Annotated in this window: 11 protein-coding genes; 2 read left to right on the forward strand and 9 right to left on the reverse strand. The window is 61.6% G+C overall.

Going from position 1 to position 14,108, the window contains the following annotated elements:
* The first annotated feature begins 128 nt into the window (after positions 1-128).
* The gene (locus AFE_RS02525; RefSeq protein ID WP_012536190.1) at positions 129-800 is read left to right on the forward strand and encodes a phosphatase PAP2 family protein; all 672 of its coding nucleotides are present in this window, start codon (positions 129-131) and stop codon (positions 798-800) included.
* Positions 801-825: 25 nt separating this feature from the next.
* Here the strand turns inward: AFE_RS02525 and AFE_RS02530 are convergent, their stop codons facing one another.
* The 6 genes from AFE_RS02530 to AFE_RS02555 form a co-directional block, all read right to left on the reverse strand.
* Complete coding sequence (locus tag AFE_RS02530; RefSeq protein ID WP_012536191.1) at positions 826-2,352, reverse strand: NFACT RNA binding domain-containing protein; 1,527 nt, start codon at positions 2,350-2,352, stop codon at positions 826-828.
* Positions 2,353-2,387: 35 nt separating this feature from the next.
* Entirely contained in the window at positions 2,388-4,061 is a 1,674-nt protein-coding gene (sat, locus tag AFE_RS02535) for a sulfate adenylyltransferase (protein ID WP_012536192.1), read from the reverse strand.
* A gap of 10 nt (positions 4,062-4,071) precedes the next feature.
* Positions 4,072-4,641, reverse strand: coding sequence for a phosphoribosyltransferase family protein (locus AFE_RS02540; RefSeq protein WP_012536193.1), 570 nt, complete (start codon positions 4,639-4,641; stop codon positions 4,072-4,074).
* A gap of 260 nt (positions 4,642-4,901) precedes the next feature.
* The gene (groL, locus tag AFE_RS02545) at positions 4,902-6,557 is read right to left on the reverse strand and encodes a chaperonin GroEL (RefSeq protein ID WP_012536194.1); all 1,656 of its coding nucleotides are present in this window, start codon (positions 6,555-6,557) and stop codon (positions 4,902-4,904) included.
* A gap of 46 nt (positions 6,558-6,603) precedes the next feature.
* The gene (groES, locus tag AFE_RS02550; RefSeq protein ID WP_009567579.1) at positions 6,604-6,894 is read right to left on the reverse strand and encodes a co-chaperone GroES; all 291 of its coding nucleotides are present in this window, start codon (positions 6,892-6,894) and stop codon (positions 6,604-6,606) included.
* Positions 6,895-7,021: 127 nt separating this feature from the next.
* Complete coding sequence (locus tag AFE_RS02555; RefSeq protein WP_225487407.1) at positions 7,022-7,786, reverse strand: alpha/beta hydrolase; 765 nt, start codon at positions 7,784-7,786, stop codon at positions 7,022-7,024.
* A 379-nt stretch (positions 7,787-8,165) separates the two neighbouring features.
* On the opposite strand from AFE_RS02555, the gene dsbD reads away from it, so the two are divergent.
* Complete coding sequence (gene dsbD, locus AFE_RS02560) at positions 8,166-10,016, forward strand: protein-disulfide reductase DsbD (RefSeq protein ID WP_012536195.1); 1,851 nt, start codon at positions 8,166-8,168, stop codon at positions 10,014-10,016.
* A 19-nt stretch (positions 10,017-10,035) separates the two neighbouring features.
* On the opposite strand, the gene AFE_RS02565 is transcribed toward dsbD, so the two are convergent.
* The 3 genes from AFE_RS02565 to glnE are packed head-to-tail and all read right to left on the reverse strand — an operon-like array spanning position 10,036 to position 14,053.
* Positions 10,036-10,248 (reverse strand): zinc-finger domain-containing protein, encoded by a 213-nt coding sequence (locus AFE_RS02565; RefSeq protein ID WP_009567466.1) that lies wholly within the window; start codon positions 10,246-10,248, stop codon positions 10,036-10,038.
* A gap of 4 nt (positions 10,249-10,252) precedes the next feature.
* A complete protein-coding gene (locus AFE_RS02570; protein ID WP_009567465.1) occupies positions 10,253-11,176 on the reverse strand; it encodes a branched-chain amino acid transaminase in 924 nt (307 codons plus the stop codon).
* A gap of 12 nt (positions 11,177-11,188) precedes the next feature.
* A complete protein-coding gene (gene glnE / locus AFE_RS02575) occupies positions 11,189-14,053 on the reverse strand; it encodes a bifunctional [glutamate--ammonia ligase]-adenylyl-L-tyrosine phosphorylase/[glutamate--ammonia-ligase] adenylyltransferase (protein WP_012536196.1) in 2,865 nt (954 codons plus the stop codon).
* Positions 14,054-14,108 lie beyond the last annotated feature (55 nt).

Below are 14,108 nucleotides of genomic sequence, written 5' to 3' on the forward strand. Positions count from 1 at the left end.
TGGCTTTTGAACAACGATCCCGTGGTGGCTGTAGCCGCCGCGGGATTGCTGGTTCTGGCAGCGATATATTGGTGCCCCGAGTTTCCACTAACCCCGGTAATGAACCGATATCTCCTGGAGAAGAAGCCTTGAATGAAAACAATCGGGAGAGGCCATGGTACCGTCAAGCTGCCGAGGTGATCCCCAGGCATGTGTACCTCAAATTTGTCGGAACGACGACGTTTATCAGCATATTTTTCGTTGCCTACTTCTATTTACTCAAAGATCCGGCATACCCGGTAACGGTGATGCCGAGAATCTGGCTGGATCACCTGATTGGCTTTCAGCCACTGTCGTTACCTTTCTACCTATCACTGTGGTTTTATGTTTCCCTTCCCCCGGCATTATTGGCCACGCGGCGCGAGCTGGTTGACTATGCCATGAGCATAGGGGGAACCTGCCTTGTGGGATTGATCATCTTCTACTTCTGGCCCACTGCGGTGCCCGTGGCCCATATTGACTGGGCTCTGTATCCAGATGTGGACTTCCTTAAAAATATGGACGCCTCTGGCAATGCCTGCCCTTCGCTACATGTCGCTACAGCGGTTTTTTCGGGTATCTGGCTACATTATTTGCTGCGACGCTTCGGTGCGCCGCTGTGGATAGTCCTCTGCAATTGGATTTGGTGTGCGGGCATCGTCTATTCCACACTGGCCCTACGCCAGCATGTGGCTGTAGATGTGTTGGCGGGACTGGCGCTTGGGGGGCTGGCTGCTTCCCTGTCGTTGCGGAAGTCGCAGAGCAGAGACGTCTTTTATTGAATGTCTCTCTCAGGCATGCTGCCGGTCAGCCGTCGCGGCGCACCCGGATGCTCTGAAAATGGCGGTAGGTCACCTCTCCGGGTCCGCCGCTCGGTTTACGGTGGACGTGGCGAATTTCCGTCCAGTCCACCTCGCCGCTGATGGCGCGGGACTGGCTTTGCTGCAGGGCAATGCGTGCGGCAGCGGCGAGCACCGATTCGGGCACCGGCGTCTGACTGTTCTCCCGGCGCAGCACCACATGGCTGCCGCCTAAATCCTGAATGTGAAACCATAGGTCCCAGGCCTTGGCCGTGCGGAAGGTCAGGCGGTCATTTTCCCTGGCATTTTTGCCCCAGAGAATCGTAAAGCCGTCGATGACGGTTTGACGGAATGTGGCATCCTCCGGTTTCCCTTTTTTTGCCGGGTTTCCTGAGGTGGGCGACGTGTGGGCTGCCGCACCGTCCACGGACGGTGCATGTGACTCGCTACCCCCAAGGCGTTCCAGCAGCTTCTCTGCCTCGTGCAGTCGGCTGGTGATTTCCCGCTGTGCGCGCTGACTGCGTTGCGCCTGCTGCATATACCACTGTGCCTGCTGGTGCAGAAACTTGCCCGGTGTTAGGGCAATAGTCAGGAGCGCACCTGTTGCGCTGGTGTGGTCTGGGGCGCTGATCTGGGTGTCCGACGCCATCGTGTCAGGCAGGGCGAAGAGGGCGAAGGCCTGGGCACGATATACCTTTGGGTCCTCCCAGCGCGCCATATCCTGGCGCATGTTCCGGATGCGGTGTTGCAGACGTTCCCGCTGCAAGGCGAGGGTCCGTTCCTGTGCCGAGGATGCCGAGGGTGCGGTGGGGGGCGCAAAGCGCAACGCTTCCTGTGCCGGAATCTCCTGCATCGGTGCCCAGTCGGGTAGGGGCACAGGGTAGAGGACGGAGTGGTCGGCTTCCGCCGAAGACCGCCACCAGGGCGCGCAGGGGTCTGCGCGCTGCAACCAGGCCTCCTGCATGGCCTGCTGCTCGGCCGTGTGCTGCGGGCGATAACGGGGTGCGACGCGGCGCAGCCAGGCGGCGGCACTCGGTAAGGGCTGGTCAAAGGGCAGACTGTCTTCCGGCGGTACATACACCACGCCGGGCAGGAAGCGCGGCGTGGCCTTACCGCCGAGACTGTCCCAGCGCCAGGCCCAGCGGATACGCTGCGCCGCATCGAGCAGGGCGATATTGCCGCGTCCGCCAAAGCATTCGGCAATCAGGATGATCTGGTCCACCCGCTTGCTGATATGGACGCGGCGGCAATCCATGCGCACGATGCGATCCGCCCAGGGCACGCTGATGCGCTGAATGCGAAAACCCACCAAACGCTGATTGAGCGGAGTACTCCACGTGGTCAGGGCGCCTGACTTATGGAATGCCGGGTCCTGCCAGAGCCCCAAGGGGGCACGCTGCACGATGAGTGCGATATGCGCCGTGGCGGTGTGCAGATAAATCCCCCCGGGCGCGTCGCTGATGCCCTGGATGGCCTGCTGCGCGAGCTGGCGGTCCAGGCACTGGGCGGCGGCGGCAAGTTGCAAGGTGTCCATCTGTCGCAGCTAAACCGTGCGCACTGGCAACGCGTTCACGCCTCTTTGCGCGCCTCGATCACCACCGGCTTATCCGTCACCGCGCCCAAGCTGCGCAGCACGCCCATCAGTGTTGCCAGCGCGGCCGGCGGCTTTTGCAGGCTGGCGTCCAGTACACACTCCGCACGCTCCGGCGCCTCGTAGGGGTCGTCCACACCCGTAAAGCCGGTGATTTCGCCGCGCACGGCCTTGGCATAAAGACCTTTGGGATCGCGCTCGGCACAGATTTCCAGCGGGGTGGCCACATGGACCTCGATAAATAGACCACCCGCTTCTTCCACCAGACGACGCGCATCGGCACGAGCCTGACGATAGGGCGAAATGGCAGCGACCACCGCAATGCCGCCATGACGTGCCACCAGACTGGCGACGAAGCCGATGCGGCGGATATTCTCGTCGCGGTCTTCGCGGCTGAACCCCAAACCTTTGGACAGAAAACGCCGCACCACATCGCCATCCAGCAGGGTCACGGCGCGCTCGTCATCCGCTTCCAGAGTGCGGGCCAGCATCCCCGCCAGAGTGCTTTTGCCGCTGGCAGACAGTCCGGTAAACCAGATGACCAGTCCGCGCCGGTCCGCACCGCGGTAGGCCTGACGCAATATCTGAATGACCTCCGGTGGGGAGAACCACTCGGGGATGTCCTCCCGGCTAGCCAGTCGCCGCCGCAACTCCGTACCGGAAATGCCCGCCAGGGCCTCGCCGTTGGCCTCTTCCACCGGCACATAACGGCGCCGGGTGCGGGAATACGCATACTCGGGCAGAAAAACGCCGGCAATACCCATCTCATCGGCGTGCCGGGCAAAAAGCTCCTGTGCCGCAAAGGCCGGGTAGAACAGACCGCCCGCCGCTGCGCCAGGGTCGGCATGGCCGCGACCGATGATGAAATGGGTGGCGCCATAATTGCGGCGAATCAGCGCGTGCCACAGCGCCTCCCGCGGGCCGGCCATACGCATGGCCAAGGGCAGGGGCGAGAGCAGGGCAGTCGTCTTGGGATAATGGCCCAGCACCGCACGATACACGCGCATGCGGTAGGATGCCTCCACATCGCCGGGCTTGGTGGGGCCGATAGCCGGATGCAGCAGCAGACGCGCGCCCGCACCCGCCCGTTCCAGCCCCGCCTGAGTCACGGCAATGTGGGCGTGATGGAGAGGGTTGCGGGTCTGAAAGGCGACAACCGGGTGCGTTCCACTCCAGTGCCTTTGCAGCATGGCCGGGGTCTGATATTCGGGCGGAAATTCGACGGCGGCGGCGCGAGTCAGGGTGTCCGCATCCCAAGCCGACACGCGCCCTGCCACATAGTAGGGGCCGCGCGCCAGCAACTCGGCCACACCCGGATGGCTGGGGTCGGTCGTTCCATAAACCGCCGAGGCCTCCAGCAGTTTATCTGGACGATAGCAGGCGCTGACGGCAACGGATCCGAGGGGGGTGCCGTCACTGCGTTCCAGCCGCAAAGTATCCCCTGCCGCCAAGGACCGGCCGAGTGCCTCGCTGACATCGAGCACTACGGGAATAGGCCAGAGCGCGCCATTACTCAGACGCATATCCTGTAGCACGGACTGCCAGTCCGTTGCATCCAGGTAACCCTCCAATGGGGCAAAAGCGCCGGTCAGCAACAGCTCTAGATCGCAGCGCTGGCGCGCCGTCAGCACATGAACCGATGGAATGGGCATGGGCCGGTCCTTACGCGGAGAGCGGAAAGAGCGGCAGGTGCGCCAGGGCGATCACTTCCGACCACTGGGCCATATCGCCTTCCGTACAAATGGCCGCGACGGCGGCGATCTCCGCCTCGGCTTGCACCATAAGCGCGCGCATGGCCGCCAGGGTCGAGCCGGTGCTGACCACGTCATCCACCAGCGCCACCCGCCGGCCGCCGATCGCCGCGCGATCCTTGGCATCCAGATACAGGGTCTGGGGCTTGCCGGTGGTGATGGACAGGGTCTCCGTGGACAATGCCTCGCCCATGTAGGACTTGTAGTTCTTGCGCAGGACGATATACGGGCGCCCACTGTGCACCGACAGGGCGTAGGCCAGGGGAATACTCTTGGCCTCCGCAGTGACGATCACATCGTAGGAGATGCCCGCCATGCGCCCGTTCAGTGCATGGGCTGCGGCCTCCGTCAGTTCCGTATCGCCGAGGATGTTGAGGACGGCGATGGCCAGGTCCGACTGCACTTTGAAAAGGGGGAGGTGGCGCTGCACTCCGTTGATGTTGAGGGGGTAGGTGCTGCTATGGCTATCGGTGTGGGTCATGGATGCTCCTTTTACGCGCATTCTGCCATAGGGGGAGGGGAGGTGGATAGCTTGGGGGGTGTCTTCCAAGAAAAGTTGTTTGGTGGGGAATCACGGGTTGGATGCCACCTGTGCCGCTGATGCGGCGGTTGCGTCTGCGCTTCGTAATCCCTTCGGCATTGGCGCATCATTGCATATACGTTTGCGGTGAGACGGAAGACACAAAAAAACCGGCCCCGAAGGGCCGGCTTTCTAACGCTACAGACGTCGGGGAGTAAGGCTTAGAAGCCGCCCATACCACCCATGCCGCCCATGCCGCCGCCCATGTCGCCCATATCGCCGCCGGACTTGTCGTCTTTCTTCGGCAGTTCGGTGACCATGGCTTCCGTGGTGATCATCAGGCCGGCAATGCTGGAGGCCTTCTGCAACGCGGTGCGGGTGACCTTGGTCGGGTCGATGACGCCCATCTCGAACATGTCGCCATATTCGTCGGTCGCGGCGTTGTAGCCGTAGCCGTCTTTACCGTCCACAACCTTGTTCAGAACCACGCTGCCTTCACCGCCGGCATTGGCGACGATCTGACGCAACGGCTCTTCGATGGCGCGACGGATGATGGCAACACCCATGTCCTGGTCGTGGTTGGCGGTCTTGAAGCCTTCCAGCGCATGACGGGCACGGACCAGCGCCACACCGCCGCCGGGGACGATGCCTTCTTCGACGGCCGCACGGGTAGCATGCAGGGCGTCTTCGACACGGGCCTTCTTTTCCTTCATTTCCATCTCGGAACCGGCACCGACCTTGATGACGGCAACGCCACCGGCCAGCTTGGCCACGCGCTCCTGAAGCTTCTCGCGATCGTAGTCGGAGCTGGCATCTTCCATCTGACGACGGATCTGCTCAACGCGCGCCTTGATCTCGCTCTGCTGACCGGCGCCATCGATCATGGTGGTGTTTTCCTTGTCGATGACAATCTTTTTGGCCTGGCCGAGATCGGCGAGGGTGGTGCTTTCCAGCTTCATGCCGATTTCTTCGGAGACCACGCGGCCGCCGGTCAGGATGGCCATGTCCTCGAGCATCGCCTTGCGACGATCACCAAAACCCGGGGCCTTGACCGCAGCGACCTTGATGATGCCGCGCATGGTGTTGACGACCAGAGTGGCCAACGCTTCGCCTTCGACATCTTCGGCCACGATCAGCAGCGGACGACTGGACTTGGCGACCTGCTCCAGGATGGGCAGCATGTCGCGGATGGAGGAAATTTTCTTGTCGTGCAGGAGGATATAGGGATTCTCCAGTTCGGCAACCATCTTGTCCTGGTTGTTGACGAAGTAGGGGGAGAGGTAACCGCGGTCGAACTGCATACCTTCGACGACGTCCAACTCGTTGGCGAGGCCGGAACCTTCTTCCACGGTGATGACGCCTTCGTTGCCGACCTTCTCCATGGCTTCGGCAATGATCTTGCCGATGGAGTCGTCAGAGTTGGCGGAGATGGTACCTACCTGGGCCACTTCCTTTTGGGTCTTGCAGGGCTTGGATTGCTTCTTCAGCTCCTCGACGACGACGATGACCGATTTGTCGATGCCGCGCTTCAGGTCCATGGGGTTCATGCCGGCGATGACGGCCTTGAGGCCTTCGCGGATGATGGCCTGGGCCAGAACGGTGGCGGTGGTGGTACCGTCACCGGCTTCGTCGGAGGCCTGGGAGGCGACTTCTTTCACCATCTGCGCGCCCATGTTCTCGAACTTGTCAGCCAGTTCGATTTCCTTGGCGACGGAGACGCCGTCCTTGGTAATGGTGGGGGCGCCGAAAGACTTGTCGAGCACCACGTTACGACCCTTGGGACCCAAGGTGACCTTGACGGCATCGGCGAGTACGTTAACGCCACGCAACATCTTCTCGCGGGCATGTTCAGCAAAGGCTACTTGTTTGGCTGGCATAAATACTCCTCAAAATGAGTGAAATGGTTGGGATATTCAGCAATGCTTACTTTTCGATGACCGCCATGATGTCGTCTTCACGCATCACCAGCAGTTCTTCACCTTCGACCTTGATCTCGGTGCCGGCATATTTGGCGAAGAGCACCTGATCACCAGTTTTGACGTCGAGGGCGCGCACTTTGCCGTCTTCGAGAATTTTGCCATGGCCGGCAGCGACGATTTCGCCCCGCACCGGTTTTTCTTTGGCGGTGTCGGGAATGATGATCCCACCGGCAGTCTTCTGCTCTTCTTCCAGACGACGAATGACGACGCGATCATGTAAGGGACGCAGTTTCATTGAGCATTTCCTCGTTTTTGCAAGTGAATGGATGACTTCATCCTGGGTGTTGTTAGCAGTCACACCCATCGAGTGCTAATCATAGGCGCTGAGAATGCCCTGTCAAGGGGCGGGTGTTACAGGGTGCTCAGGAGATGCGGGTCCAGAGGGATTGCAGGCTGCGCAGGAGCGTGGCATCGGCACCTCGTAGGCGATGATCGACGCCTGGTAAGGGACGGATGGCCAGTTCTGGCGCATGGGCGCGGGCGGCGAACCGATAGCTGAGGGCGAGAGGTACGGCCTCATCGGCGCTGCCGTGCAGAATCTCCACCGGACAGTGCAGGTACGGCGGAAAGCGCAGCAGGTCGTAGCGCCAACTGTCGGCGACCAGGTCGAAGCGCATGTGTAACTCACCGAGTCCGTAAGGATCCTCCCAGCAGCGCAGATTGCTGTCCTCCCAGGCTTGCCTTTCGGCAGCGGGCAAACGCCGGAAAATTTCCTGAATGAAGTTGTAAGCGGGGGCAATGAGCAGCAGGGCGCGGATCTGTTCCGGCCATCGGGTGGCGGCGATGGTGCCCAGCCATCCGCCCATGCTGGAACCCACCAGCAGCACCGGGCGATCCTGCAGCATATGATGTAGAATCAACCGGAGGTCGGCCAGATACCGGGACAGGGTCAGCGCCTGGAATGGTCCATCGGAGCGCCCGACGCCACGTGGATCAAAGCGTACCCAGGACCAACCTTGCGCCTGCGCGTTGCGGGCGAGGATCTGCGATTTGGTGCCTTCCATATTGGAGGCGAAGCCAGGGAGGAAGATACCGACGGGGTCGGTATGGTTTTCGTGAATGAGTCCGCAGACGCGGTCGCCATTGGGGTGAACCAGAGTAAAAGCTCTTTCGGCCGACGGGGACACAGGCTGCTCCATGTAAAAAAGGGCAACCCGGAGTCGCCCTAAAACCACAAAGGAGAAAAGAAACATGCGCTCGCAACCAGCTACTGGCTGCGGGTGGAATATTAGCAAAAGGTGGATGGACTGGCAAGTTACATTCCGACCGGTCGGACAAAAAGAAAGGGCGGAACCAAACGGCCCGCCCAAAACCACCAAAGGAGGAAGAAACATGCGCTCGCAACTATCACAGCCGCTTGCAAAGGATTAGAGAACAGGGGCAGCAGAAAGTTCCATGCGTCTGTGATTTCTTTCCCGGACCCCGTATCCTCGGTGTGGTAGCGTAGGTCCTGTGGTCTTCAGGAACGATTCGGCTGTGGAACCTGTCTCTATGGGTGAGGACAAAATGGCGAGGAACGACGTGGGTATGAGAGCCGGAAACGGGAGAAGGGCCGGTTGGGCCATGGGTGTCCAGTTGTGGAGCGGAATTTGCGGTGTCCTGCTATTGTCCTGGCTGTCTCTCGGCTGTGCCGGTACGTTTCTGACCCCGGATCAGGCATTTCATTTTGAAGCGCGGCTGAGTGGCCGGCACCAGTTGCAACTGCACTGGGATGTGGCGCAGGGATACCACCTGTACCGCGATCGGATCAAGTTCTCCGTGACGCCGAGCAATGTGCTGCTAGGGCATTATACATTGCCCGCAGGAGTGGAGCTGAACGACCCGGTTTTCGGCAAGACACGGGTATTGGAAGGGAAAAATACCCTCACCGTACCTTTTACCGTCCAGGGAACCGCCCCTGCTTTCATTGAACTGAAATCTACCTATCAGGGCTGTGCCAATGCGGGTGTTTGCTACCCGGAGCAGGTCAAGACGATCAAGCTGGCCTTGACCCAGCAGGCCGTGCCGCCCCCGGCGGCGGTGCCGGTCGTGCCCCCGCCGGGGACGGCGGTCCCGGCTGCTGCGGTCAGCCCCGTGAATGATGCCGGGGCGCTGGCAGGGGCTTTGCGTGACAGCTTCTGGCTCACCTTGGGTCTCTTTTTTATCTCTGGACTGGGTCTGGCCTTTACGCCCTGTATTTTTCCCATGATTCCTATCCTCTCCGCCCTGATCGTCGGTAAGGAGGCAGGGCGCGGCCCGCAACGGTCACGCGCCCTGGGGCTTTCCGTCGCCTATGTGCTGGGAATGTCGCTGACCTACAGTATTGCCGGGGTGCTGGCGGCGGTGAGCGGCGCCTATATGCAGGCGGCCTTCCAGAGTCCCTGGGTGCTGGGGGCTTTTGCCTTTGTTTTTGTGCTGCTGGCGCTGTCCATGTTCGATTTTTACGAGCTGCAAATGCCGAGTGGCATTCAGACACGTCTGGCCGGCATGGGACGGGGCGGGCACCTGTTCAGTACCTTTGTCATGGGGGTACTGTCAGCGCTGATCATCGGGCCCTGCGTGGCCGCCCCCCTGGCAGGCGGGCTGCTCTTCATTTCCCAGACGGGAGATGTTTTTCTTGGTGGATTGTCACTGTTCGCTCTGAGCCTGGGGATGGGCGTGCCCCTGCTGATCATCGGTACTTCCGCCGGGCATTTTCTACCGCGGGTTGGTGCCTGGATGAATGCCGTTAAGGCGGTTTTCGGTGTAGTGCTGCTGGGCGTCGCCATCTGGTTGCTGACACGAGTTCTGCCGGGGCCCGTCAGCTTGGCCCTATGGGCAGCGCTGGCAGTCATCAGTGCCATCTATCTCGGGGCGTTGGACGCAATCCCGGCGGGTGCTTCGGGCTGGCGCCGTTTCTGGAAAGGCCTCGGAGTGCTCATGCTGGTGTACGGCCTGGTCATGGGTGTGGGGGCGCTGGGCGGCGCCAGCGATCCCCTGCAACCCCTGACAGGCTATACGGCGGCGGTGCCGCCCGAAAACCGGGCCGAGGCCCTGCATTTTACTACCGTGAAAACCCCCGAGGCCCTGCAGAGCGCACTGGTACAGGCCAGGGGCAGACCGGTGCTGGTGGATTACTGGGCAAGCTGGTGCGTGGAATGCCTGCGCATGGATAAAGTCACGTTTGCCGATCCGCAGGTGGTGGCCGCCCTACGAAAGCGGCTGCTGATCCGCGTGGATGTGACTCAGGATGATGCGGCCAGTCGCGCCCTCCTGAAGCGTTACAACCTGGTGGGCCCCCCGGCTTTCATCGCTGTAGCCGCAGATGGCAGGACGACGGCGCAGCAGGAGGGATATCTGGGGCCGGAGGCGTTTATGGGGTGGTTGCACCAATCCTAGAGAAGCCGGCGCTGGTTTTTCAGTGCCCGGCCGCCTGCTTCAGCGGCCCGCCCTTCAGCACATAAAGCGTTCCGCAATACGGGCAGCGGACCTCCCCGGTCTCTTCGATTTTGAGGAAAACGCGGGGATGCCCGTCCCAGCGGCTCATGCCGGGCGTGGGGCAGCAGAGGGGGAGGTCTTTGGCTTCGATCTCTGTGTAGTTCTGGTCACAGCACTTGCCGGGGCTGGTCATACGGTCAGCCTACGTGGTGCAACCATTCCGGGTGGTCCTCACGGCGCCCGGCGACGGTGTCGAAATAGCGACTTTGCAGCATTTCCGTGATCGGGCCGCGACACCCTTCGCCAATGACCCGACCATCGATTTCGCGGATGGGGGTGACTTCGGCAGCGGTACCGGTAAAGAAAGCTTCGTCGGCGATGTAGAATTCATCACGGGTCAATTGCTTCTCGACGATGGGAATGCCGGCATCCCGGGCAAAACGCAGGATGGTGTCGCGGGTGATGCCCTCGAGGGCGCTGGTCAGCGTTGGCGTATAAAGAATGCCGTCACGAATCATGAAAACATTTTCACCGGAACCTTCAGACACATAACCCTCGCGGTCCAGTAACAGGGCCTCGTCGTAGCCGCAGGAGGCCGCCTCACGCTGGGCCAGCATGGAGTTCATGTAGTTGCCGGTGGCCTTGGCCTTGCACAGATGTACGTTGACGTGGTGGCGGCTGAAGGAGCTCACCTTGACGCGGATGCCCTTTTCCAGTGCCTCCTGGCCCAGATAGCTGCCCCAGCTCCAGGCGGCAATGAGCACATGGACCTTGAGCCCCTTAGCGGACAAGCCCATACCTTCAGCGCCATAGAAGAACAGGGGGCGGATATAGGCGGATTCCAGATGATTGGCGCGGATGACTTCCTTGGTGGCGTCGTTGATCTGGTCCTGCGTGAAAGGGGTATCCATCTGCAAAATCTTGGCGCTGTTAAAGAGACGGTTGGTGTGCTCCGGCAGGCGGAAAATAGCGGTGCCCTGGGGCGTGGCATAGGCTCGTTCCCCTTCGAAACAGCCCATGCCGTAGTGCAGGCTGTGGGTAAGACCGTGCACGGTGGCCTCCCGCCAAGGGACCATCTTGCCGTCAAACCAGATAAAACCGTCGCGTTCCGCCATGGACATCGTCACATCTCCTTAATCGGTATAACTGCCAATGAGTTCCTGCCAAATCTTCCGCACCCCGTGCGCGGCGGCTTGCAGCGTGTCCCAGTCGGGGAATTCCGCGGCACGGACGACGGGATCCTGTAAACCAAGCCAGCGCCGGTTTTCCATCTCTCGGTACAGATGCCAGGCCTGCCCGAGCGCAACACCCTGCTCCGTGCTCCAGATGCCGACGCGGGTCAGTGCGGCTATGCCAGCGGCAGTCCCGGTACCCTGGCACAGGACGGGCTGCTGCGAACAGGCCCCTAGCATAGCAAATTGTACGAGAAACTCGATATCCGTGAGGCCGCCGGGGCTGAGTTTCAGATGAAAGGTGTCCCGGGCGATGCTTTTGCTCTGGTAAATGCGCTGCCGCATGCTGCGAATATCTTCTCTCAGTTGTCCGGAGTCGCGTGGCCGGCCAAGGATTTCTGTGCGCAGGGCGGCGAAACGGGCGCCGAGCTCGGTATCCCCTGCGACCCAGCGGGCACGGGTGAGGGCCTGATGTTCCCAGGTCCAGGCCGATTCGCGCTGATAGCGGCTGAACGCATCCAGAGTGGTAACCAGAGGGCCGGACTGACCGCTGGGGCGCAGGCGCATGTCGATTTGATAGAGCAATCCGGCGCGGGTGAGGGTGCTGAGGATGTGGATGAGTCTTTGTCCGAGGCGGGCGAACCAAGTGGGCGCCGGGATCGGGACAGGGCCATCACTTTCGGCGTCAAGGGGGGCATCGTACAGATAGACGAGGTCGAGATCGGAGGCGAAACCCATTTCCTGGCCACCCAGCTTTCCGAAGGCGATGACCGTGAAGCGGGCTACTTGGCCGTTGCCGGTGCGCACGTTGCCGTGGCGACGCTGCATCTCTGCTTCGGCCCAGCCCAGCGCCGTTTGCAAGGTAAGCTGGGCGAGCCCGCTGAGTTGGGGTAGCAAGGTTTCCACCGGCATCTGCCTTGTCCAGAAGACGGCGGCGAGACGCAGAACTTCCGCATTTTTGAAGCGGCGCAGGGCATCCATGCGCTCTTCCATATCTGCCGCGAGCTGTAATTGCGCCGCGAGGGTTTGTGGCCAATGCTCAGGACTGACGGGCGTATCGCTGAGCACGTCGTCCAGCAGGATGGGGAAGCGGGCCAGTTCCTGTGCCAGCCAGGGGCTGTGCAGTAACCGGGCGATGCGGACGAGATAGGGCGGGTTCTCGGCGAGCAGCGCGAGGTAGTTGGCACGCCCGAGAATGGCCTCGATGAGGGCCAGGAAGCGTTGTAACAAGGCGTCGGTATCCGGCTGTGTGCTGCACAGGTCGAGGATCAGAGGGAGTAGGCGGTTGAGCCGTTGCCGTCCTTCCGTGGAGAGACGGCTGGCCACGTCGCGGCTGTGGGCAAAGCGCCAGAGGCACGTCCACGCGGTTTCCGGGGCGGCAAAGTGCAGGACTTGGAGCAGGTCGCCGAGCGCCGTTTCCATGGCGCCGGTCTGGGCGAGTTGCCAGAGCCGGTTGGCGTTGTCCTCTGCGGGCGAATGCGGTGTGGGCTTCAGCGCCAGCGTGCGCTGGAAGATCGCATGGGTCTGCAGGCGGAGTTCGTCTAGGGTCGCCCGCAGGGTTGCCGCATCCATAAAGCCCATAGCGCAGGTCAGTCGCTGCCATTCCGTTTCGCTTTTTGGTAATTGCTGGGTCTGCTGATCATCGACCATTTGCAGGCAGTGTTCGACGTTACGCAGGAAAAGATAGGCGTGGCGGAGCAGGCCGATATCGTCTGCGGGCAGGAGCTCGGCATGGGCGATGGCCGCGAGGGTGTCTAGGGTGTTGGTGCTGCGCAGGGCAGGCTGGCGGCCACCGTGGATGATTTGCAGTGACTGGCAGACAAACTCGATTTCGCGGATGCCGCCCCGGCCTTTTTTGATGTCGTTGCCGCTGCCAGCCTGTTCCGCATCCATGAGGGCTTTGACTTCCCGCAGGCCGGTGAGGGCGGTGTAGTCCAGGTAGCGGCGATAGACAAAGGGGCGCAGGGTGTCGAGGAGGGATTGGCCAAAGGCGACGTCACCCGCGACGGGGCGCGCCTTGATAAAGGCGTAGCGCTCCCAGCCGCGCCCATGCACCTGATAGTATTGCTCCATGGCCGCCGCGGAGATGCAGAGTGGGCCGGCATCGCCGAAGGGGCGCAGGCGCATGTCGACGCGGAAACAGAAGCCGTCCGCGGTGCGCTGGTCGAGAGCCTGAATCAGCCAGCGGCCGAGGCGCAGGAAATACTCGCTGTTGTCGATGGTGCCGGGGCCGTCTGTCTCGCCACCTTCGCCGTAGCAGAAAATGAGGTCGATGTCAGAGGAAAGATTGAGCTCGCGCCCGCCCAGTTTGCCCATGCCGAGGATGGTGAAAGGCACTTCCAGACCGTTTTTGTTGCGGGGAATGCCATGGCGTTGGCGCAGCGTCTGCACGCCGTAATCGTAGGCGTGCTGCAGGCAGGTTTCGGCCAGCGCGCTGAGGGCGGCTACCGTTTCCGGGTAATGCTCTCCGGGTTGACGATCCTGCCAGATGATTTCCACCATGCGCGCATTGCGGTACTCCCGCAATCCGGAGAGGAAGGCATCGACAGGGACCGCTCCGACGGGCATAAGGGCGTGTCCTTCCCGCCGCGCGAGGTGCGGCAACCAGTCCGGATGACGCTGCAGAAGGTGCCGTGCGAAGGTGCTGACGCAGGCTATCTGCACCAGATGTTGGGCAAAAGAAGGACCAAGGCGGACGATCTCGGCCTGTTCTTCCCCGGAAAGAGCGGGCCAGATCGCAGCAAGCGATGCGGCGATGGCCCCCGCTTCCATAGGGGATTGGCGGATGGCCTGTAGGATCTCTGCGGGTAAATCGGACGCTGGCATGCCGCGCTCCCTCCGGAGGGGTCTCTCGCTCTGTAAATGGGGAGTGTAACTCATC

The organism is Acidithiobacillus ferrooxidans ATCC 23270, from assembly GCF_000021485.1.
Lineage (GTDB): Bacteria > Pseudomonadota > Gammaproteobacteria > Acidithiobacillales > Acidithiobacillaceae > Acidithiobacillus > Acidithiobacillus ferrooxidans.

What these genes read in the sequence shown, in the direction of transcription:
- groES (WP_009567579.1), bottom strand. Translation starts at nt 6,894, where the DNA reads ATGAAACTGCGTCCCTTACATGATCGCGTCGTCATTCGTCGTCTGGAA.
- AFE_RS02565 (WP_009567466.1), bottom strand. Translation starts at nt 10,248, where the DNA reads ATGACCAGCCCCGGCAAGTGCTGTGACCAGAACTACACAGAGATCGAA.
- AFE_RS02530 (WP_012536191.1), bottom strand. Translation starts at nt 2,352, where the DNA reads ATGGACACCTTGCAACTTGCCGCCGCCGCCCAGTGCCTGGACCGCCAG.
- sat (WP_012536192.1), bottom strand. Translation starts at nt 4,061, where the DNA reads ATGCCCATTCCATCGGTTCATGTGCTGACGGCGCGCCAGCGCTGCGAT.
- glnE (WP_012536196.1), bottom strand. Translation starts at nt 14,053, where the DNA reads ATGCCAGCGTCCGATTTACCCGCAGAGATCCTACAGGCCATCCGCCAA.
- AFE_RS02540 (WP_012536193.1), bottom strand. Translation starts at nt 4,641, where the DNA reads ATGACCCACACCGATAGCCATAGCAGCACCTACCCCCTCAACATCAAC.
- groL (WP_012536194.1), bottom strand. Translation starts at nt 6,557, where the DNA reads ATGCCAGCCAAACAAGTAGCCTTTGCTGAACATGCCCGCGAGAAGATG.
- dsbD (WP_012536195.1), top strand. Translation starts at nt 8,166, where the DNA reads ATGGCGAGGAACGACGTGGGTATGAGAGCCGGAAACGGGAGAAGGGCC.
- AFE_RS02570 (WP_009567465.1), bottom strand. Translation starts at nt 11,176, where the DNA reads ATGTCCATGGCGGAACGCGACGGTTTTATCTGGTTTGACGGCAAGATG.